The organism is Halalkalicoccus sp. CG83, from assembly GCF_037081715.1.
Classification (GTDB): domain Archaea; phylum Halobacteriota; class Halobacteria; order Halobacteriales; family Halalkalicoccaceae; genus Halalkalicoccus; species Halalkalicoccus ordinarius.
Genome location: NZ_JAZDDH010000003.1, coordinates 24,371 through 46,098, shown reverse-complemented (window position 1 = coordinate 46,098; position 21,728 = coordinate 24,371). Strand labels below are relative to the sequence as shown.

Here is a 21,728-nt window from a genome sequence, read left to right as displayed (position 1 = left end):
CAAATCCGGGAGGATATCGCAACACGAACTCCGGCTGCTTTCCAAGCATGTCGTGGTTCACCACGAGGGTCCGTTCAGTCCCGCTGGACGTACGTCACGGGGCAGGGCGCGTTGAGAAGCACCTGCTGGGCGTGGTCGCCGAAAACGGCCTTGCCGGCCGGTGACCGCCCGGTCCCTCCGATGACGATTCGGTCGACGCCGAGGTCGCTCGCCACGCGAACGATTTCGGAATCCGGATCCCCGATGATACCACGGATCTCGTAGTCGATATCGGCCTTTTCGAGTCGGGTCGCTGGCGTACTGATGCTTTCATGGCGTGCCGCGAGCTCGTCAGGTGAGATAGTCCCGGCCGTAGATTCCATCTGCATTTGGTCGAGGAGGTCTTCGTACTCCCCACGCGGAAACACGTGGAGGAGATAGACCGTCGCTCCGGTCGGGACCGCGACGGCGAGCGCTTCGTCGAGTAGTGCGTTGACGTGATCGCGGTCCTTCGGACCGACAGCGAGAAGAATACTGTCTATTGATCTTGGCATGTCATAACGCACTCGACGTGTGCATATATCGCTTGTGGTTCCGGGAAGCGCAAATTCATAGCGTTCGTCCGTGAGGGACGTGATGAGAGGAGTAGAGCGTAGGACACGACGATCGTAGACCACGTCGTGTCCCCAACGGTGAACCACCCGAGAACCCCGTCGACGACTCGCGGTAGACGGGTATCGCTGACGCTCTCGTCGTCGGTCAGAATGGTCGTTTTGCCGGTTCGAGACGTACGAGCCTGATCGGACCGCCCCGCCTACGATCTCCTCTATCGAATCCAGAAGCTATTTTTCGAGGTGCTACGACGTACTCTACATGGGTACTGGATACACCACTATAATGTACGGTGCCGAGGAGATCGAGCATGCGCTCGGAGACATCGCTGCCTGCCGGTACGACGGGGTCGAGATCGGTATCGAGAAGATCCAAGCTGCGGGATCCGGGAACGTCGACCGGTGGATCGACGACTATGGACTCGAACTCTACCTCGCCATGGGGGAGTGGATTGAGACTGAGGCGGCGGTCCAACGGATGGTCGACGTCATGCCGATGGTCGCCGACCTCGGGGCCGAGTTCGTTGGGATACTACCCCCACAGCGCGGTCGACACGACGAGTCGACCGTCGAAGGCTGGCTGTCGCGGATAAGCGACGCGGCCCTCGACGCGGGGGTGAGGCCACTTGTTCACCACCACGGCGCGACTGCGGTCGAGCAACCCGACGAGATACGACGCTACCTCGACGCCGTCGATGGACTGGAACTCGTGTTCGACACCGCTCACTACTACCCGTACGGCGACAACTACCCCTCAGGGGACGTGACCGACGGCATCGAGCGGTTCGCCGACGACATCGCCTACGTTCACCTCAAGGACATCGATCCGGTTAAGGACTTCACCGCGAATCGTGACGCGCTGTCGAACGCCGACTTTCACCTCGACAACGTCATCAATTACTTCCGATCGTTCATCGATCTCGGCCAGGGCATCCTCGATTTCGAGGAGATCTACGGAGCGCTGTCGGACGCCGGATACGACGGCCACTACACCATTGAGATCGAAAATCAGACGGAAAAACCGCTCGTCCACGCTAAGGAGAACTACGACGTCTGGCGACAGGTCAGCGGCGACTGAGCTTGTAGACTGCCGAACGCTCTGCTATCCCGACCAGAGAGTGATGACCACACGTTCTGGTCCATCGGTCGTGTATTCCGACGTCCAAGCGAGTGTTCGTCCGTCGAAATGGACGGTAATCGCTCCGCAGAAAACGCCGGTGACGTTCGAGCAGCTATGACTTCTCGTGTTCCTCGACGGCGTCCCAGTCGAGTTCGATTCCGAGGCCTGGTCCATCGGGGACCTCAATCTCCCCCTCTTGGATGAGCGGCTCGTCGCGGACGAGGAGGTCTTCCCACCACTCCACCTCGCGTCCGTGGAACTCGAGGGCATAGAAGTTTGGGACGGTCGCACCCACGTGTGCCGTTGCGACGGTCGCGACGGGGCTGCCGATGTTGTGCGGGACGAGCGTCTGGTAGTACGTCTCGGCAGCGTCGGCGATCTTCTTCGTCTCCGCGATGCCGCCGACCTTCGGCACGTCAGGTGCGAGAAAGGCCACACCTTGTCCCTCAATGAGGTCACGAAAGCCGTGGCGACCATATCGGTTCTCGCCCGTCAGGATCGGTACGTCGACCCGGTTTGCGAGATCCGTGGTCGCGTCCGCGTTCTCCGGCGGAAGCGGATCCTCGATCCAGGCGAGCCCGTATCCCTCGATCGCTCGACAGAGTCGTTCGGCCGTCTCGGGACTGAAGTTCCAGTGGAGATCAACGGCCACCTCGGCATCAGCACCGATCTCGTCGGTGACGGCCTCAACGATCCGTTGTTTATGTTCAATTTCGGGATTGTCGAAGTGGCGTGACTTGCGGTTGAGTGAGCGACCCGATGGAACGTCGAGATCGAACTTCACAATCTCGAAGCCATCGTCGACCGCGGCTCGTGCAGCCTGGGCGTACGCCGTCGGTTCGTAGGTCTCCTGTTCCTGGCCTTCTTGCGCCGAGGAGACCATCGCCTCGCCGGCGTGACAGTCGGCGTACACCGTCACCGACTCGCGCATCTTCCCCCCAAGCAGCTGGTACACCGGCTGGTCGAGAAGCTTTCCGGTGAGGTCCCAAAGGGCGATCTCAACGCCGCTAATGGCGATGGTGCCGATCCCCTGCTGTGAACCGCGACCGGATAGACTCTCACGCATCAGGTAATAGAGGCGTTCGACGTCCATTGGGTTCTCGCCGACCAACACGGGTTGGAGGTAGTCGGTGATGACCTCGTGGACGCCCGGCGAGGGATAACACTCTCCGATGCCAACGGTGCCATCTTCGGTCTCGACGCTGACGATCGTCCACGGGAAGTTGCCGTCGACGACGACGGTCGAGAGGTCGGTGATCGTTGCGAGCGAACCGTCACGCGCGGGCGTCTCGTCGAAGTCGGCCCACATCGTGACAGCGAGGTCGGAAGCGAAGTCTTCGTACATGGTTATGAGCGTATGTGGTGTGTTACGGCAGGCCACTTAGGCGTGCTGTCTAGTGTCGCCGGAGGTTTCCGCCCGATACGTCCGAAAGAGTTCGATAATGAGTTCGAGATCGTCGCGGGCTTCCGAGAAGGTAGTTCGGACGACGGCATCGTCCTCGACACAATGGATGAATCGTTCGAGTTCACGTTTGAACGGTTCGTCGTACGAGGGGGTGTGGGTCGTGTCTTCCACCTCCTTGATACCCGACTTCACGCGCAGTTCGGTCGGCGTATTTTGGATGAACGGGTTCGAGAACTCGAGGTTCAGCATTCCGTTGGGCGCGTCAACGCGGATGAACTGCTCGAACCACTTCCGATCGGAGTCGCCGGACTCCAGTACGCAGCGTTCACCTCCTTCGTACTCAAGGTTCGCGACGAGGTATCGGTGATCGTCGGAGACCTCAACGTGATTAATCCGTTTCACGTCACCGAACAGGCCGCGAAGCGCGTTCACGTCGTGACAGACGTGATCGAGTTGGAAGTCATAGGCGGCAACGAGCGTCTCATCGTCTGTATCGATGGCTTCCTTGATTTGTTCGCGGCGCTCTGCGACGCTCTCTTCAACGAACCCGTTCGGGAGTGCCCCTCCGACGAGATCGTATACCTCGTCGATGATGCGACCGTGATCCGGATCGACGTCGTAGGCGGTGACGAGATCGACGTCGGTCAGCGTTTCGAGCTCCTGTTGTGCCCGTTCGTACGCTGGATCGTACCGTTTCATGTAGGCCACCATTGCGGTCGCGTCGGATCGCTCGGCGGCCTCGACCATGCGATCAGCGTCGGCAAGCGTCGCGGCGAGCGGCTTCTCGACGAGCGTCGGGATGTCGGCGTCTAACGTGTCGACGACGACGTCCGCGTGCGTATGTGCGGGTGTTAGCACGACAACCGCGTCGAGCTCACTACCAACCGCGTCGAGCAACTGATCCGCCTCCTCGAACCGATGAGGGACATTGTAGCGATCCCCTAACGCGTTCGCCCGGTCGATCGCCGGGTCGACGAGCGCGTGTAACTCTGTCTCGGGGATCTCCGCCAGATACGGCAAGTGCATGATCTGAGCAATCGTCCCGCAGCCGATGATTCCAAATTGCATCACTCTCGGAATACCGGCATTCTATCTTATAATTTGGGGTATTTGACCCCCTATGTTTATATAGAAGGCAATGTATTCTCTGACGACGGAGCTACGACCGATGGTCACGGCCGATGATGGCGCGCCGTCGGTAGACCGATACGCCGCTGGATGACGCGACGATATCGGCCGGCCCCTCACCAGCTACCAGCCATGACAGAGAACATGCAACGAGCACTCGAAGACGAGACGTATCCGATGGGAACGTGGCTGTCGATCGGCCATCCAGCCGTCGCCGAGGTCAGTGCCTCGAGCGACGTTGACTTCGTCCTCATCGATACCGAGCACACTACCATCTCCCTCGAAACGGTGGAAAACATGACCCGGGCCGTTGACGCGTCGGAGAGCCCGACTGACACCATCGTCCGTGTCCCCTGGAACGATCCCGTCCGTCTGAAGCGCGTCCTCGATATCGGCGTCGACGGAGTGATGGTCCCCATGATCGATAGTGCGGCTGAAGCCCGCGAACTTGTCGATGCGATACGATATCCGCCGGAGGGAAGTCGCGGCATCGCCTCGGGGCGCGCGACAGAGTACGGCGACCAGTTCACGGAGTACGTCGAGAACGCTAACGGCTCGTTCACAACGATCGCACAGATTGAGTCCCGCGAGGGACTTCAGAACGTCGAGGAGATCGCAGCCGTCGAGGGGATCAACGCGTTGTTCGTCGGCCCGGCGGATCTCTCCGGGGCACTCGGCGTGTTTGGCGAGGAGGAGCCGCCAGAGCTCGCCGACGCGATGGATCGGGTCATCGAGGCCGCGGCTACCGCCGACGTGGCCGTAGGGACACTGACCGTCGATGTCGCCGACGTTGAGGACCGGATCGACCGAGGGTTCGACTTCCTGATCGTCGGTAAGGACACTACCTACCTCTCGAACGCGCACCGAGAGAGCCGAACGGTGTACGATCAGGCGATTACAAACCGCCGCAATCGCGCAACACAGAACCAGCCGTAACACGGAGTGCCGTCCATTTCTCGGACGACTGATTAGAATCGCCCGTTCGTTGTGAATCGAGAGGAGCGGATTGTCAGTTGAACTAGCGCTCGATCTGAATCGTCTTCTCGGTGTAGAAGTTAATTGCGTCCTCGCCCTGCGCGTGGAGATCACTGAAGAACGACTCCTTTCGTCCGCCGAAGTGGAAGAAGCCCATCGGGGCACAGATCCCGATATTGCCCGCATCGACCTCGTAGCGGTATCGTCGTGCCTCGCCGCCACGTTCGGTATAGATTGAGGAAGCGTTGCCGTACTGGGTCCCGCTCACCATCTCGATGGCTTCATCGGTTTACGAGGTTCTTCACAGCGTCTCGACGGCCTCGAAATGATCTGTGAGCTTAAGGGGACACGCTCACTCGGCTTAAAGATAAACGTGTTCCCCGTCGCGACGGCGTAGAGAAGGAACCACAGCGGAATCATCGCCAGGAATTTGAACGGCACGATCGCCGCGAACACGCCGAGGGGTTGTCGAACGGCGGACTCATTGATCCCGTCGGCGACGTTCTCGACCGTACCGTTTCCTTCCTGGAGCATGTTCGGAACGCCCGTTGCTACCTCCACGTTCTCGATACCCCGGCGAATCTCGCCACGCGCCTCTCTGACGGTCTTACCGTGTTCACGCGAGAGTGCCCGCGCGATCTCACCACTACGGACTTCCAGTTCGTCTTTCAGATCGAAGAGATACTATGACCGTTCGACCGCCGGCATGGCACGCCACTCCTTGAAGGTGTCATTAGCGTACATGACGACATTGTCAACCTCATGATAGGCGTGAACGTCATTGATGGCAGCGTCTCGCCAGTCGCCGGATCGACGATCGTTTGTTCGTCTCTTCTGTCGGATTCAGTCCATTCACCGCCTACGTAGTTTCGGACGGTTTAGGCACCGAGACAGCGTCTACTGCCGCCTCTTGCGTACCAGCCATTGCAGGCGAAGGGAGCGAGCGGCGATTAAAAAAATTGTGAGCCGTGTCATCAAATCTCTTGCCCTTCGTGTTCGCGAAGTACAAACGATCGGCTCAGAATTACCGGTTGCGTACCGTGCCTTCGGGAGCTACTCGCACGAATATCAACGGTTACGTGAAACCCACTAACGGGTGGATGCGTAAACGATAGATCGAAGCGATGTCCCAGATACGAGAATCCCGCCTGATCCGAGTGTCCGTAGCCTCTGTTCGGGACACCCAAACACCTTTGTGTTACAGTGATCCACAGTACTGCATGGTACAGAACGAATCAGAACGGACGGTGCAGGCCGTGCGAACAGCGCTCGACATTATCGAGTACTTGCAGCATGAGGAACGCGCAGGTGTAACTGAACTATCGAATGAACTGGGGAGATCGAAGAGTACAGTTCACAGTCATCTCACGACGCTTGTTCAGGGTGATTACCTAATACGAGATGGGTCTGAGTATCGATTGAGCCTTCGGTATCTTGACCTTGGGGAGACGGTAAAGGAACGCCTCGAGTATTATGAAGTCGCGAAAGCCGAACTTGACGATCTAGCGGAAGAGAGTGGTGAACTGGCACAGTTCGCGACCGAGGAACACGGCATGGTCGTCTATCTCTATAAGTCGAAGGGCGAGAAGGCCGTCGAGTCCGCTTCGAGCGTCGGTAAGCGGGAATATCCGCATTGTATCTCGTTGGGAAAGGCGATCCTAGCGCATCTACCACGCGAGCGTGTCGAGACCATCATTGAGCACAACGGCCTTCCCGAGTTTACTCCGCAGACTATTATGAGGCGTGGGGAGTTGTTCGAGGAGCTCGATCGGATTCGTGAACGGGGGTACGCGTTCGACAACGAGGAGAAGATTCAGGGACTCAAATGTGTCGCCGCACCGATCACCGGTCCTGATGGGAACATCCTCGGCGCACTCAGCGTTTCTGGTCCGTCAAGCCGGATGACTGGCGAACGCTTCACCGAGGAGATCCCCAATATGGTCACTCGCTCAGCGAACGTTATCGAGATCAACACACAGTTCTCCTAAGCTGTTCGTTTCTTACGAACGATCAGATCCTCACAACGAGAAATCGGCGATGCAGTGGAGATGTCGCCGTGCTTCCCGAACACGCTACGCACAGAAAGATGACTACACGGATCACTCCTCAGAAATGACCCGTGTAGGGTTCTAGCGGTCACACGTGGACTCCGGAAGCGACTGGGCGAGCTCAGATCTCCCGGATCCGTCGATACGATTGATCGAGTGCTTGTTCGTCCTCGGGCAGCAGCGCGATGACCGAATAGTCGGTGTAATCGCTGAAGTAATCAACCAGCGCAGAGATGCGATCAGAGTCAACCGCCTCCAACGAATCGAGAATGATGAGCGGTAGCGTCTCGTAGACCTCGTTCGCGAGATAGCCCGCTAGCGCGAAGACGAGCCCCGTTACCTCTCGCTCGCTCTCGCTGAGGTGATCGATCGTATCCTCGTATGCGGTTCCGTTCTCGTTGGTTCGAACGATGTGCAGCTCGAACTGTGTTCGATCCACCTTTCGCCGCCCCTCACGGACCTGGCGCTCGACGCGTTCGATCCATATCCGATCGAGGTTTCCGTAATCCAGCAGGTCCAGTACGGTCTCCATGTGCGTGTTGAACTGCTCGACGGCGCGTTCCTCGATCTGATCGATCCGGGTCCGAACATCGACGAGTGCCGCTTTGACCTCCTCTCGTTGTGCCTTCAGATCGTCTCGCTCTTCAAGTTCGGACTCGATCGTCTCGATCTCCTCACCAACGTCCTTGAGGTCGTCATTGAGCCGGTTGATCTCGAACTCGATTTGATTGGCCTCGCGATGTTGCTCCAGAATCCCTCCGAACTCCTCACTCTGGAGGGTTTCTACTTCTATCTCAAGGTCTTCGAGCCGGCGCTCGAGCTCCTCTTGCTCATTCTGTAAGTCGTCCTTTCGGTCACGGCGCTGCTCGATCTCGTCATCGATGTCCCGTAGTCGGCTCTCAAGGTTCTCTCTGCGACGTTGGCGTTCTTCGCGCTCCTGTCGCTCGGTTCGCAACTCATCCAGTTCGTCTTCGATCTCCCGGATCGTTTCGAGCTTCTCGCGACGGAACTGACGCAACTGGTCGAGGGTCGTCTCGATCTGATCCGTCTGTACTTCGCTTCCACAGGTCCAGCAAACGGTCGTCGAATCGACGAGCTGGTCCGTGACTGCCCCGCCCTGTTTCTCGCCCTGATCGAGGGCGCTTCGTATATCGTTGCGATCCCCCTCCAGCATTTCTTCGTTGAACTGGATAATGTTCTGGAGTTCGCCCATCATCGAATCGATCGTCCGCTTTCGCTCGCGAAGGCGTTTGACCTCCTGATCAATGCTAGTCGTGCCGACGTCGGCATCACCTTCGAGCTCGTCGAGGTCGGATTCGACGTCCTCGCGTTCATCTTCTAGGGATTCGATGCTCCTGTTTTCGGTTTCGATCCGTTCTCGTACGCTGTCTAGTTCACCTCGTGTCTCGCGCAGATCATCGAGTTTTGACTCGAGTTCCTCTTTGTCCTCGCGACTCTCTTCGACGGTACCGTCGAGTGTTTCGAGGTCGTCCTCTGCCGTCTCCAGTTCTGCCTTTTTCTCTTCGATTCGATTCGTCAGTTCGGCTTTTCGTTCCTCCAGCTCTGGAAGACGCCGTTCCTCCTCTTGAATCTCCTCTAGCCGTTCGTCGATCTCCCGGCGCTCAGCATTGAGACGTTCGATCTCTGCTTTGATCTCCTCAGTGTCGATCGGCCGCATGATGATCTCACGAAGGTCGTCTCCCCGAGCGACGGCTCGTCGAGCTTTGTTGTCCTCCAACAAGAACGCGAACAGATCCGCGGCTTCGGCATCCTCAAGATATGGGTTCCCGTCGACGACGACGCTGTCTCCCTGCCTGGTCATTGTTCGGCTGTACGTTTCCCCGCCGATCGAGAGTTCCACCTCGCCGTGATCTGCATCACCCTTCAACGAGGTCTGATCACTCCCGAGCGCGAGCATGATCGCACGGAGCAGTGACGTCCGATTCGTGGCGTTCCGACCCGCGAGGATTGTCACACCCGGCTTGAACTCGACCTCCGTCTCGGAGATTCCACCGACGTTCCGGGCCTCGACTCGAACCGACTTGGCTTCGGTAGCGGTTTGTTCCGAACTCATGCTTTCGTTTATCAGTTTGCCCATCAAAAGGGTGCTGGTTGCGTTCTCAGAAATGTGTAGCAGGTGGAATAACAGACGTAACAGTGTTATTACTGTGGGCGCGTTCTTACTCTTCCTCACAATCACAACCGCCGCGAGCGAGTAGAGCCGTTACGTCGTACTGGGTCTCACACTCCTCACAGTAGACCGAAACGGTCGTCCGGACTCGAGGAGCGCCTAGCGTGAGTTTGCCCGTCGACGCGAGACTACGAAGTTTCTGTTCTACGACTGCAGTCGTTCGGCCTACGAGTCGGTCGAAACTTGCCCTCGCCGTTTCGACGCTATCCGTCTCCTCCGGGTTGTACTCCACTCCGCGGACTCCTTTCAGGTACGTTCGAATCGCTTGGTAGGTGACGAAGTCGCCGCGTAATTCCTCGATATCGATCCCTCGTTGGCGAAGTCGTGTCTCCGTCTCCGTTCGCGTTCCACTAGTTACGTCGTCACCCGTAAGCAGCTCATAGACGTTCTCAACCTCACCCTCTAGCGGCTGCATCCCGTTGTTTTCCATCGCCTGCTGGAGAATTCGTTGATTAAACAGGTCTGCGAGAGTTCGTAGACTATCACGCTTTCCGGTCTGCCCAGTCCACCGACGCTCAATTTCATCTCCGAGACCGTCAAAACCGTACTTCTGGAGTAGTCGCGCTACTTTGGTGGTCGGCGACTCATCAGCTGAGGACGAACCTGGTTCGCTCATGGCCGTCTATTCATCTCTACCATCAAGTACTCCCCGATTCACTAGCCCGTCGAACGCCATCTGATTCGGCGAAATATATCAAATGAGACATGGTAATTTCCTCTCCGGCAATTGGGGTGAGCGTCGTCCGAGGCCTGCTTGAGAAGGCTTCACTGGACCTTATAGCGCTTGCGCCGATGACCGTGTCCTCCCAGTCCGATCATCGTGTACGGTGTGAGTAGGAATTTTCTGTCTATCCGTTACACGGAAGCTTTCATGACTCGAGATAATAGCTGAGAGCAGCCCCCGTGAACAGGTGTCAGTCCTCGGTGAGTGCGACCTGAATAGATTTCGTCGTGCTCAACACCTGTCCCGTGATGTCCTCCTCGAGATATCTCCCGTTCAGTCGATCTACCGGGCCGGAAACCTCGAGTGCCGTGGGTCGATGATCATCTGTCAATGGAATCGGGGCTGCGACACCGACGATCCCCTCATAGTGTTCACCTCTACAGAACGCGACACCGTCATCGCGGACTCGGCGGAGTTCCGTTGAGAGTTCTGCGGAATTAGTGATCGTAGCATCGGTGAACGCTGTACGGTTGTTCTTCTCTAAGAGTGTCTCCATTTCGTCGTTGGGAAGGGACGCCATGAGACACTTGCCCGAAGCGTTGACGTGAAGGGGGATCCGGTCACCGGCATGGAAGGGCGGTGTCCAGTCCGCGTTACCCTCGGCAATGTATACCGGTACAGCGTAGCCTTCTTCTCTCATGAACAGCGTCGTGGCCTCACCGGTCGCGGCCGCCAGATTGTCGACCGCTTCTTTCCCGCTTCGGTAGATCGGGAGGTTGCTACGTACTCGCTCTCCAAGAGATAGGAGCCCTAGTGACGGTTCGTACTGTCCCTCGTGTTTGATCACGTATTCGTGCGCGCGAAGCGTTGAAAGGTGGTTGTGAACAACGCTTTTGGCGACACCGACGTGTTCGGAGAGAGCCGTAACCCCCATTGGTCCCGGCGTCTGGACAAGAGCTTCGAGTATCGCCAATGACGTCCCCGTTGCCTCGACCGCGTACGGTGGTGTTTCACTCATTCTGGATTCTCATACTATGGTCGAGGGCAAAAAGCTGTTCACGACAGCAGAACGTATTAGATATTCGTTCCCTCATGTTTATTAATTCGTATGCAATGGACTTTCATACGTCACCAAATATCAGGCGGTTCTAAGACGAAAAAACGCCGTTCATTTCTGCAGAACGAATCGAACCTGCAGACTAATGCGTCCACCGGGGGGGAGGGATAACGTAGAACCGGAGCACGGTTCAGAACGCGTTGTCAACGCTCGTCACCCTCGTTGAACGACTCCCTTAGAAAGAAGAGACTACGGCCTATCTATTCACAGTACATCAATCTACAGGGGTCACGGATCCCACTGAACGCGTCCATAGCGTTGAGCGTGCAGCGCTGAAACTCCTAGTCCGCCGTCCATGTTCGACGGGGATACTGATTCACTCCATATCGGGGATGACGACGTGCTTTAGGCCGACGGCATTCTCCATATGCTCGAACGCTGTCGGCAGCTCTTCGAGGCCGATCCGGTCGGTCACGAGCGCGTCTGCCTCGATTCGTCCGTACTGGAGCAGGGTAACGGCCCGCTCGAAGTCCTCGGTCGTCAGCGAGTACGAGCCGCGATAGCCCACTTCGTCGAAGAAGACGTCGAAGGGGCTGATCTCCATCTTCGCCTCCTGGTCCGGGACGCCGAAGAGCAGCGTCGAACCGCCTTTCCCCGTCACTGCGTTGGCCTGTTCGATAGTCGGAATGAGCCCGATGGCCTCAACGCCGATGTCGACTGGCCCGCCCGCGGCGGCCTGAATAGCTGCAACTGGATCGTCGTCGGCCTCGGGGTTGACGACGGCGTCTGCGCCGAAATCAGCGGCGAGTTCCCGTCGTTTCTCGTCGATTTCCGAGACGACGATCGGAGCGGCGCCGACGTTGCGAAATGCCTGGAGCAGAAGCAGTCCGATCGGGCCTGCCCCGATAATGGCGACGCTGTCTCCCGGTTTGCAGTCGACCTGACTGACGCCGTGAAGACCGCAAGCCAGTGGTTCGGCCAATGCGGCCCGCTCGAACGGCATCGCACCGATCTCTTCGACGTTCGTCTGGGGAACCCGGACGTACTCGGCAAACGCCCCGTCAATGACTCTATCGGCCGCTCCGCCGATGCTCGTGTTGTGTTCACAGAGGTGGGTCTCGCCGCGCTTGCAGTACGTACAGGCATTACACGGGATGGTCGGGTTGATCGCGACCCGGTCACCGGGCTCGTATTCCGTGACGTCCGTACCGACTTCGGCGACGGTCCCGGCGCTCTCATGGCCCAAGACCAGGGGTGTCTCCGCGGCGAACGAACCGTGGAACATGTGGTAATCGGTCATACAGACGCCGCAAGCGCCGACCTGGACCAGTAACTCATCGTCGTCCGCTATTGGTTGGTCACGTTCCTGTACCTCGATCGATCCAACGTCAGTCAGGGTCGTCGCGCGCATCGTTAGCTGCCCTCCGTTTGGTGGTCGGCTTCGGACGTGGTTCGACTTGGATATCGCGTGTAGTGTCTCTCTTTCATGGTTCGTGGACTCCGTCGTGATCGACACCGTCGGTCACTGGCGGACGGCATCGACGCGAGGAAGTATACCGGGGGCGGCGCATTCCGCTCCCGTGCTACTTCCTCTGGACTGATGTTCTCAAAGCCTCTATTAAAGTTTTGTCACGGCCTCGTAGCCGTTACGTGGACGAAACGCCCCGAAAAACCAGCGAGACGTGCTTTTTTGACCGTTTTCCGATACTGGATCATATAACCTGAACGACTAATGAATAGTTTTATTATTGGTGGCTAATTCGGTAGGAGCGAGGCAACAGATATGGTCATCCAACGGAATAGGCGGAACTTCATCAAAGCGACAGGTGTCGGCCTAATCGGCGGTCTTGCAGGCTGCACGCGAGGCGGCGAGGGTGAATCGGGCGACAGTAGTGGCGGGTCCGATGAGCTTGCCATCCCACTCAGTGAGTACGAGGACGCTGACATCGAGTGGAAGCAGTTCGAGGGGTCGAAAATCAACATCGGTGCGGTTCAGCACCCGTGGGTTAGCGCCATCGAACCTGCCGTTCCGGTGTTCGAGGAGCTTACTGGCATCGAGGTCGGCTGGAACATCCTCCCGGAACAGCAGTTCCGGACCAAGCGTCAGACGGACGTCAGTACCGGTGCCGGGCAGTTCGACGTCTTCTTCCTCGACCAGGTCGTCAACCAGTTCCGAAACGAGGGGTGGCTGCAGACACTGGACCAGTATTTCGACGACAGCAGCCTCTACGACGAGAATTGGTGGCAGCCGGATGATCTCTTCGAGGCATCCCGCTGGCAGGCTCATGGGGGTGGATACACTGATGAGTGGACTGGCATTCCGATTACCACCGAAGTCCAAACCCAGTTCTACCGAACGGACCTCTACGAGGAACACGGTCTCGAGGTCGCGGAGACGCTTGAGGAATTCCGCCAGAACGCACAAACCATCCATGAGAATGGGTCCGACGTGGTCGGCACGGCCGGTCGTGGCCAGAAGGGGTACGGGATGAACATCTATATCTTGAACACGTTCATCCGCGAGTTCGGCGCTGAGCTCTGGACTGAGTTCCCGAGCGACTCCGGACTCGATACGGAAGGCGCCATCAATGCGGCCCAGTGGTACAGCGGACTGCTCCAGGACTACGGGCCCGAGGGAGCGTCCAGCCAGACTTGGTCTGACGTGCTCTCGACGATGCAGGAGGGTCGCGCGGGCCACATCGTCGCCGACGCCAACCTATTCTGGCCCGACCTGACGGGTGAGGACTCGCAAGTCGCCGACTCTATCGGAATCGCTAAGGCGCCACGACCCGCTGACGGCGAGTTCGGGCCGAACGCTTACAACTGGCAGATCTCGACGTCGAAGAACGCCGATAATTCCGAACAGGCGTTCCTGTTCATGCTATGGGCTTCCTCACAGCCAACGAACACGTGGATGCACTTGGAGAACGGTGCAGCGTTCTCGGTGCGCCAGTCGGTGTGGGAGAACGACGAGTTCCGCTCGCGTGTCGGCGAAGAGTTCGCACAGGTCTCGCTTGAGTCGCTGCAACAGGCGCAACCGGACCCCTTCGACGAGCAGTACCCCGAATGGGGCCAGAGCTACTCCGAAGAGCTGCAGCGGGCCATCGCCGGACAGAAGTCCGCTGAGGCCGCAATGACTCAGGCGGCAGAGCTCGCTGAAGAGATCTACAGCGACTGACATGATGCCTCGGATCCGAGCCACAATCGACCTATGAGTACACCAACGCAGACGGAAACGACAAGCGAGTCGACCTTCACCAGACTCAGTGGTGTGTGGAACGAGTATCTCCCGTACTGGTTCATGGCACCAATGGTGCTGGTGATGGTGATGATCACCTTCTTCCCCGGTGCGTACGACCTCTATCTCAGTCTGGTGGCAGAGCCCACCTTGAACGTACTAGATGCGGAGTTCGTCGGTCTGAGAAACTACGAGACGGCGTTCACCCGCGGGGGTGCGGTTCACTCGTTCATCATCACGATCACTGTCGTCGTCAGCGCGTTGCTCCTTGAGAGTGTCCTCGGGTTCTTCCTCGCCGCACTCGTCACCGGCGTCGAATCCTCGCGAGCGAAGTCGTTCTATCGGGTACTGTTCATCATCCCAATGGCCGTCGCACCCGTCTCGCTCGCGACGATCGGCCGGATCATGCTGAACACTGAGATCGGAGTCATCCCCTATTTAATAAACGCCGCGACTCCCTTTACGGCCCCGGCGTTTCTCTCTGACGTTCCGCTTCTGACTGTGATCCTCCTCGATACGTGGAACTGGACGCCGTTCATGTTTATCATCTTCTACGCCGGTCTCTCGTCGGTTCCAGGAACCCTCATTGAGGCCTCGCGGGTCGACGGTGCACCGCTGTGGCGGCGGTACGTCCACGTCATCATCCCATACATGAAGCCGGTCGTGTTCGTCGCCGCCCTCATCCGAATGATCGACCTGTTTCGGACGTTCGGCGTAGTCTACGGCCTGACCCGGGGTGGTCCGGGAACGGCAACCCAACTGGTGAGCATCAACGTCTACGAGCAGATGTTCATCAACAACCAGGCTGGCGTGGCTGCTGCGATCGCGATCGTCTACCTCGTCTTCGTGATCGTATTGTGTAACGTCCTCATTGCGAAAGTCGGCTTCAAGGGGGTGTTGGACTGATGGCGACCGAAGACATCGAACCCGCGACTAAGTCCCAACGGCTCGACGAAGGGACGCGCAAGACTGTCGTCCGAGTCGTTCGTCACTCCCTCTTATTGACGTGGTCGTTCGTCGTGTTATTTCCCCTCTACTGGCTCGTGTCCATGTCGCTGAAGCCGCCGGGACTGGCCAATTCGCTTCCGCCCGATTGGATATTCCTGCCGACGGTATACAACTACATCCAGCTCCTGCAGCGCGAGGAGTTCCTGATGGCCTTCGCCAATAGTATTATCATGGTGACGGCCTCGGTGATACTCGTCTTGCTCATCGGTGTCCCCGCCGCGTACGTCCTTTCACGGTACGACGTACCCATGCAGCGGGACGTTCTCGTGTGGATTCTCTCCTCGCGGATGCTTCCGCCTATCGCCGTCGTCATCCCGTTCTTCGTCATCTTCCGGGAACTCAACCTGTTCGACACCCGGATCGGGATGGTCATTATGTACGTCAGCATTAATCTCTCGCTGGTCGTATGGGTGATGAAGGCGTTCTTCGACGGCATCCCCGAGACGTTGGAGGAAGCGGCACGCGTCGACGGCGCGACCCAGTTTCAGGGATTCTTGAAAGTCGTTCTTCCGGCAGCCAAGCCCGGAATCTTCTCGGTCGCCATCATCAGTTTCATCTTCGCGTGGATAGAGCTTCTCTTCGGACTCGTGTTGACGAGCTTCGAAGCGGTGCCGGTGACGCTGTTCGTGTACTCGTTCATCGGCTCACGCTCCATCGAATGGTCGATGCTCGCAGCCGCCTCGACGGCGATGATCGTCCCGGTCGTCGTCTTCCTCATCGCGGTCAACAAGTACCTCGCGGCAGGCTTGAGTTTCGGTGTGGTGATCAAGGAATGAGCGCAACTTCACGACGTCATGCACTGCTCGCAAACCGCGCTCCTGCGGCGGCGAGAAACAGCCGCGCAATGAACGATAGATAATGGCCAGCATTACGATAGACGACGTAACGAAGCAGTTCGGAGAGGGGAATGGATCGATCATCGCGGTTGACGACGTTTCCTTGGACATCAGAGACGGCGAGTTCGTCGTCTTCGTTGGTCCATCCGGGAGCGGAAAGTCGACGCTCATGCGCATCGTCGCCGGGCTCGAAACACAGAGTGAAGGCGACATCGAGATCGGTGACGCTATCGTCAATCAACTCGGGCCCCGTGCACGAAACATCGCTATGGTGTTCCAGAACTACGCCCTGTACCCGAATATGACCGTCGAGGAGAACATGTCGTTCGGGTTGAAGATGTCGACAGACATGTCCGGCGACGCTATCAAAGAGACCGTCACGTCTACCGCCGAAATGATGGGCATCGGGAACTTGCTGGACAACAAACCCGGCGAACTCTCGGGCGGCCAGCAACAGCGGGTGGCACTCGGCCGGGCGATCGTTCGCGATCCCAACGTGTTCCTGATGGACGAGCCGCTCAGCAACCTCGACGCGAAGCTTCGGACGCAGATGCGTACCGAGATCAATCGCCTTCAGAACGACCTCGGCGTGACGACGCTGTACGTCACCCACGACCAGACCGAGGCGATGACGATGGGCGACCGCCTGGTCGTCCTCAACCACGGCGAACTTCAGCAGGTCGGGACACCGCTCGAGTGTTTCTACCGGCCGACCAACCAGTTCGTCGCCGGCTTCCTCGGTTCTCCCTCGATGAATTTCTTCGAGGGACGCACGGAGGGTGGGACGCTCCGTACGGACGGCTTCGACTACGACCTCACCGGGGAGATGCAGACCTCGGTCGGCGACCGGACCGACCTCACCCTCGGGGTTCGACCAGAGGACCTCGTCCTCCACGACGACGCGTCGTCCGCCCACGAGTTCGAGGCGATCGTCGACGTGGTCGAACCGATGGGGAGTATCTCCTACATCTACCTGCGGGCTGCATCCCAGGACCACGACGAGACCTTCATCGCGGAGGTGGAGGGACAGCGTCCAATCGCAGAGGGGGAGTCTCTCTACGTGGAGATCCCCGACGACGACGTACACCTGTTCGACGCCGCGAGCGGCGAGACGATCCATCAACGGACGCTCGACACGGAAGCGAAGGAAGCGATGGAGAAGCGACTCGAGACGGCCAGCGCGAACGCCGAGTAATCGAACGTAACCTACAAGCGTCTCCCCGATCCACACGACGATCCCGCTTCGGGACTCCGATTCAACAATGACCGAAACAGAAACCAAACGCTACGAGACGAGACGAGCCATCGCCGAGTACGGCCGCAGCCTCCTCGAAGACGACCTCACGACTGGCACCGGAGGCAATCTGAGCGCCCGCCTCGATGAGGACCATATCGCGATCAGTCCGTCGGGAATCCCGTACAAGGAGGTCGATCCCGAGGACGTGATAGTCGCTCGAATGGACGGGACAATCGTCGACGGTGATCACGACCCGTCGACAGAGCTGCCGATGCACTTGGCCGTCTACCGCGAGCGCGACGACGTTGGCGGCGTGGTTCACACCCACTCACCGTACGCGACGACGTTCGCGTCGCTCGGCGAAACGATACCGGCATCACACTACCTAATCTCGTTTACTGGGTCCGAGGTACCGGTCGCAGAGTACCGCACGCACGCAACCGAGGAGTTAGGCGAGGCGGCCGTCGACGCCCTCGGAGAATCGTTCAACGCGACACTGCTTCGCAATCACGGGGTGCTGACTGCCGACGATTCGCTGGACGACGCCTATACCGTCGCGCTGATGGTGGAGTACTGCGCCCGCATTCACTACCAAGCCCGAGCCATCGGCGAGCCGGAGATCCTTCCGAACGGCGAGATCGACCGACTGAGCGATAAACTCGATAGCTATGGGCAGTAAGCGCCCGTGACTGACCGATGAACCACGTCGCCATCGACCTCGGTGCTAGCGGTGGAACGGTGTTCCTCGGGAGGATGACCGCATCGTCGTTCACCATCGAGGAGGTCCACCGGTTCGACAACCGTCCCGTTGAGCGCAACGGGCGGTACGTCTGGGATCTCGACGGGCTCGTCGACCACATCGCAGATGGACTCGATGCCGCTGCCGACCACGCCGACGGCCTCGACACGGTCGGGATCGACACCTGGGGACTGGACTTCGGGCTCCTATCGGACGGCGAACCTCTACGGGATCCGATCTCATACCGGGACCCCGAGTCGACGGCCGCCCGCGAAGAGCTGTTCGAGACCATCGGAAAGCGACGGCTATTCGAGGCCACCGGCATTACGAACTGGAACACGCCGAACACGCTGTGGCAGCTTTACACCGTCGCTCAACGGGAACCCGAACTTCTAGAGCGGGCCGAGAGGCTGCTCATGATGCCACAGCTACTCTCACTGCTGCTGGGCGGCTGGCCGACCGGCGAGGTGACGGTCGCCTCGACCACACAGATGGTCGATCCTGACAGTCGAGATTGGGCGACGGATCTGCTCGAGGAGCTGTCGTTGCCGGCTGACCTACTGCCCTCGCTGGCCGAACCCGGCGAACGGCTGGGGGTCGTCGACGAGCGTTTCGCGCCGGATCCTGACGCGTCGCCCGAACTCCTCGCGCCGGCGAGCCACGACACTGCAGCCGCCGTCGCCGGACTCCCGTTGTCTGACGACGCGGCGTTTCTCAACACCGGCTCGTGGTTCATCTTGGGTGTCGAACGCGACGAGCCGGTCCGTACCGACGCAGCGTTCGAGTACTCGCTGTCGAACGAGCTCGGTGCGAACGGCACCGTTCGAGTGCTGAAGAACGTCAATGGGTTCTTCCTACTAGAGGAGTGCCGGACGACATGGCTCGAAGCCGGCGAGCCGGTCGACTACGATCACCTCCTGTCGGCAGCCCGGCAAGCGCCGCCGCGGACGGCGCTCATCGACCCGGACGCCGAGGACTTCTCGATCGAGGGGCCAATGCCCGACCAGATTCGGGCGTACTGTCGCCGCACGGATCAGCCGGTTCCGACTGGACGGGGCGACATTGTCCGCTGTCTGCTGGACAGTCTGGTAACGAAGACGGCACTGGTACTGGATCAGTTGGCGGCAGCCATCGGCGAGTCGCCGGATCGAATCGCCCTCGGTGGTGGTGGCGCCCGTAACGACCTGTTCTGTCGGCTCCTCTCCGACGCCACTGGCCGACCGGTGACGGCCGGCCCGGTAGAGGCAACCGCCGTCGGGAACCTCCTGACCCAAGCCATCGCGGTCGACACGCTCTCCGACCTTGAGGCAGGCCGTCAGTTGGTTGAGGCGTCGTTCGATCCGACGACTTACGAACCCGCCGACTCCGACGGCTGGGACCGCGCGAAAGAACGGATGCGGGAACTCCCGGTGGACTGATCGCGCTATCGCGACGTGTATCCGCCGTCCATCACGACCGTCGAGCCAGTCATATACGACGAGGCGTCCGAGGCGAGGTAGACAACTAACTCCCGCAGTTCCTCCGGCCGACCGAGCCGGCCTATTGGCGTGTTCTCGAGCCAGGTCTCCTCCATCTCCGGGTTCTCCTCGAGCACCTCGTCGACGAGCGTCGTTCGCATGTAACCGGGTGCGATGGCGTTGACTCGGATGCCGCGGTCGGCCCACTCGACGGCCAGCGACTTCGTGAGCATCGAGACGCCGGCCTTCGTCGTGTTGTAACTGGCCTGTTTCTGCGGGACGTTGACGTCGAACCCGGACATCGACGAGACGTTGACGATACGACCCTCTCCTCGTTCGAGCATCTGCTGTCCGACGTGTTTGGCACAGAGGAAGACCCCGTCAAGATTGACCGCGACGACGCGCCGCCAGGACTCGATTGACGTCTCCTCGGCCGGTGAGTTCTCAACGATACCCGCGTTGTTGACGAGCACGTCGACGGGTCCTAGCCGGTCCGTTACTTCCTCGATCATTGCCTCAACCGATGTCTCGTCGGTCACGTCCACTTCGACGGCGATCACGTTCGTTTCGCCGTCGATGTCTTCCGCCGTCTTCGATGCTTTCGATGCGTTCACGTCGGCAATGGCTACGTCGGCTCCCATCTCCGTGAGGCCAATCGCCATCTCCTTGCCGAGTCCCTGTGCTGCACCGGTAACGACGGCCGTCTCTCCCTCGAGGGAGAAACTCTCCAGTACGCTCATGTACGTCCCTACCAGGGAAGCCCCCGAAGTTAAATGTATGTGGCTTCCTCCCACGACCGCTGGGACCCGTCTATTCAAGTGCGCGCCACCAGTTAACACGGCCATGCAAATTACCGACTACGAACTGTTCGCCGTTCCCCCGCGGTGGTTACTGCTTAAGTTGGAGACCGACGAGGGGATCGTCGGTTGGGGAGAACCAATCGTCCAGGGACGACTTGAGACGGTTCGGACAGCGGTCACCGAGCTAATCGAGGGGTACCTCCTGGGGGCTGACCCGCTTCGGACGGAGTACCACTGGCGGAAGCTCTACCAGAGCGGCTACTTCCGTGGCGGCCCGATACTGATGAGCGCACTGGCGGGGATCGACCATGCTCTCTGGGACATCAAGGGGCGACGATATGACGCGCCGATCCATGAACTGCTGGGCGGTCACGTTCGCGACCGGATGCTCGTCTATCAGTGGCTCGCCGGTGGGGAGACGGACGACGTTGCTGCGTCCGCTACCCAGGACTACGAGCGGGGATACCGGGCCTTCAAGCTCAACTTCGCCCGGGAATTTCGGGCGCTGGAGACGACCGGTGCCGTCGATCGCGTCATTGAACAGGTGGCCGCGGCCCGGGACGCCATTGGCGACGAGGCGTTTCTCGGCATCGACTTCCACGGTCGCGTCTCGAAGCCGATGGCCGTCGAACTCGTCCGGCGACTCGAACCGTACGGTCTGATGTTCGTCGACCAACCGCTGCTTCCCGAGCACGCCGACGGATTCGAGGCTATTAGCGACCAAACGACCGTCCCCATCGCTACCGGCGAGCGCTTCTACTCCCGGTACGAGTTCAAGCGGCTGTTCGTCGACGATGCCGTTTCCGTCATCCAGCCCGACGTCACCCACGTTGGCGGCATCAGCGAGCTCCGTAAGATCGCTTCCATGGCCGAGTCCTTCGACGTAGCCGTCGTTCCACACTGTCCGCTTGGGCCGATCGCCTTCGCGGCCAGCCTACAGGTTGGGTTCTGTTCACAGAACGTCGTCATGCAGGAACAAGACCTCCGCCTGGACGACCCCGGCTCAAGCCAGCAGCTGGCGCTGCTCGAGGATCCCGAGACGTTCACGTTCCACGACGGCTACGTCGAGCGGCCCACCGGCCCCGGGCTCGGCATCGAGATCGACGAGGACCACGTTCGTGAGCGGGCTCAGACTCAGGTCAACTGGCACAATCCAGTCTGGCACCACGAGGACGGCAGCGTCGCCGAGTGGTGACCTACCGCTCCAAAATGGTCGAGATGGTGCTTCGCGGTCA

At 59.3% G+C, this 21,728-nt stretch carries 18 protein-coding genes and 1 pseudogene; 10 read left to right on the top strand and 9 right to left on the bottom strand.

All coding sequences use genetic code 11. From position 1 onward, the window contains the following. Positions 1 to 74: 74 nt before the first annotated feature. Entirely contained in the window at positions 75 to 656 is a 582-nt protein-coding gene (locus V0Z78_RS17310; RefSeq protein ID WP_336345934.1) for a universal stress protein, read from the bottom strand. A 220-nt stretch (positions 657 to 876) separates the two neighbouring features. Between V0Z78_RS17310 and V0Z78_RS17305 the strand changes: the two genes are divergently transcribed. Beyond that, positions 877 to 1,668: a sugar phosphate isomerase/epimerase family protein gene (locus tag V0Z78_RS17305; protein ID WP_336345933.1), complete on the top strand. Its 792-nt coding sequence runs from the start codon at positions 877 to 879 to the stop codon at positions 1,666 to 1,668. Positions 1,669 to 1,822: 154 nt separating this feature from the next. On the opposite strand, the gene V0Z78_RS17300 is transcribed toward V0Z78_RS17305, so the two are convergent. Together V0Z78_RS17300 and V0Z78_RS17295 are read right to left on the bottom strand one after the other, a co-directional pair. Next, the gene (locus tag V0Z78_RS17300; RefSeq protein WP_336345932.1) at positions 1,823 to 3,055 is read right to left on the bottom strand and encodes a mandelate racemase/muconate lactonizing enzyme family protein; all 1,233 of its coding nucleotides are present in this window, start codon (positions 3,053 to 3,055) and stop codon (positions 1,823 to 1,825) included. 36 nt (positions 3,056 to 3,091) lie between these two features. Beyond that, positions 3,092 to 4,183 carry a Gfo/Idh/MocA family oxidoreductase gene (locus V0Z78_RS17295; protein WP_336345931.1) on the bottom strand — a complete coding sequence of 364 codons (1,092 nt, stop codon included), beginning with the start codon at positions 4,181 to 4,183 and terminating at the stop codon, positions 3,092 to 3,094. A gap of 204 nt (positions 4,184 to 4,387) precedes the next feature. Between V0Z78_RS17295 and V0Z78_RS17290 the strand changes: the two genes are divergently transcribed. Then, positions 4,388 to 5,179 carry an HpcH/HpaI aldolase family protein gene (locus V0Z78_RS17290; RefSeq protein ID WP_336345930.1) on the top strand — a complete coding sequence of 264 codons (792 nt, stop codon included), beginning with the start codon at positions 4,388 to 4,390 and terminating at the stop codon, positions 5,177 to 5,179. Positions 5,180 to 5,261: 82 nt separating this feature from the next. Here the strand turns inward: V0Z78_RS17290 and V0Z78_RS19095 are convergent. Then, positions 5,262 to 6,000 (bottom strand): annotated as a pseudogene (locus tag V0Z78_RS19095) (aldehyde dehydrogenase family protein). A 438-nt stretch (positions 6,001 to 6,438) separates the two neighbouring features. Between V0Z78_RS19095 and V0Z78_RS17275 the strand changes: the two are divergent. Beyond that, positions 6,439 to 7,206 (top strand): IclR family transcriptional regulator, encoded by a 768-nt coding sequence (locus V0Z78_RS17275; protein WP_336345928.1) that lies wholly within the window; start codon positions 6,439 to 6,441, stop codon positions 7,204 to 7,206. Between the two features lie 181 nt (positions 7,207 to 7,387). On the opposite strand, the gene V0Z78_RS17270 is transcribed toward V0Z78_RS17275, so the two are convergent. The 4 genes from V0Z78_RS17270 to V0Z78_RS17255 form a co-directional block, all read right to left on the bottom strand. Continuing rightward, positions 7,388 to 9,340 (bottom strand): archaea-specific SMC-related protein, encoded by a 1,953-nt coding sequence (locus V0Z78_RS17270; RefSeq protein WP_336345927.1) that lies wholly within the window; start codon positions 9,338 to 9,340, stop codon positions 7,388 to 7,390. Between the two features lie 106 nt (positions 9,341 to 9,446). Continuing rightward, positions 9,447 to 10,073 carry a rod-determining factor RdfA gene (rdfA, locus tag V0Z78_RS17265; RefSeq protein ID WP_336345926.1) on the bottom strand — a complete coding sequence of 209 codons (627 nt, stop codon included), beginning with the start codon at positions 10,071 to 10,073 and terminating at the stop codon, positions 9,447 to 9,449. 298 nt (positions 10,074 to 10,371) lie between these two features. Further along, complete coding sequence (locus V0Z78_RS17260) at positions 10,372 to 11,139, bottom strand: IclR family transcriptional regulator (RefSeq protein WP_336345925.1); 768 nt, start codon at positions 11,137 to 11,139, stop codon at positions 10,372 to 10,374. A gap of 415 nt (positions 11,140 to 11,554) precedes the next feature. Next, complete coding sequence (locus tag V0Z78_RS17255) at positions 11,555 to 12,589, bottom strand: alcohol dehydrogenase catalytic domain-containing protein (RefSeq protein WP_336345924.1); 1,035 nt, start codon at positions 12,587 to 12,589, stop codon at positions 11,555 to 11,557. Positions 12,590 to 12,961: 372 nt separating this feature from the next. Here V0Z78_RS17255 and V0Z78_RS17250 point away from each other — a divergent pair, with 372 nt between their 5' ends. From V0Z78_RS17250 to V0Z78_RS17225, 6 genes are all read left to right on the top strand, one after another. Then, positions 12,962 to 14,356: an extracellular solute-binding protein gene (locus V0Z78_RS17250; RefSeq protein ID WP_336345923.1), complete on the top strand. Its 1,395-nt coding sequence runs from the start codon at positions 12,962 to 12,964 to the stop codon at positions 14,354 to 14,356. Between the two features lie 33 nt (positions 14,357 to 14,389). After that, on the top strand, positions 14,390 to 15,322 hold the full coding sequence (locus V0Z78_RS17245) for a carbohydrate ABC transporter permease (RefSeq protein ID WP_336345922.1): 933 nt from the start codon (positions 14,390 to 14,392) through the stop codon (positions 15,320 to 15,322). Continuing rightward, complete coding sequence (locus V0Z78_RS17240; RefSeq protein WP_336345921.1) at positions 15,322 to 16,200, top strand: carbohydrate ABC transporter permease; 879 nt, start codon at positions 15,322 to 15,324, stop codon at positions 16,198 to 16,200. The genes V0Z78_RS17245 and V0Z78_RS17240 overlap by 1 nt, the downstream gene beginning before the upstream one ends. Before the next feature lie 82 nt (positions 16,201 to 16,282). After that, entirely contained in the window at positions 16,283 to 17,455 is a 1,173-nt protein-coding gene (locus tag V0Z78_RS17235; RefSeq protein ID WP_336345920.1) for an ABC transporter ATP-binding protein, read from the top strand. Between the two features lie 67 nt (positions 17,456 to 17,522). Further along, positions 17,523 to 18,176 carry a class II aldolase/adducin family protein gene (locus V0Z78_RS17230; RefSeq protein ID WP_336345919.1) on the top strand — a complete coding sequence of 218 codons (654 nt, stop codon included), beginning with the start codon at positions 17,523 to 17,525 and terminating at the stop codon, positions 18,174 to 18,176. A 17-nt stretch (positions 18,177 to 18,193) separates the two neighbouring features. Then, complete coding sequence (locus V0Z78_RS17225; RefSeq protein WP_336345918.1) at positions 18,194 to 19,654, top strand: rhamnulokinase; 1,461 nt, start codon at positions 18,194 to 18,196, stop codon at positions 19,652 to 19,654. Between the two features lie 5 nt (positions 19,655 to 19,659). Here the strand turns inward: V0Z78_RS17225 and V0Z78_RS17220 are convergent, their stop codons facing one another. After that, positions 19,660 to 20,433: an SDR family NAD(P)-dependent oxidoreductase gene (locus V0Z78_RS17220; protein ID WP_336346134.1), complete on the bottom strand. Its 774-nt coding sequence runs from the start codon at positions 20,431 to 20,433 to the stop codon at positions 19,660 to 19,662. A gap of 103 nt (positions 20,434 to 20,536) precedes the next feature. Between V0Z78_RS17220 and dgoD the strand changes: the two genes are divergently transcribed. Next, entirely contained in the window at positions 20,537 to 21,688 is a 1,152-nt protein-coding gene (gene dgoD, locus V0Z78_RS17215; RefSeq protein ID WP_336345917.1) for a galactonate dehydratase, read from the top strand. Positions 21,689 to 21,728: the final 40 nt, after the last annotated feature.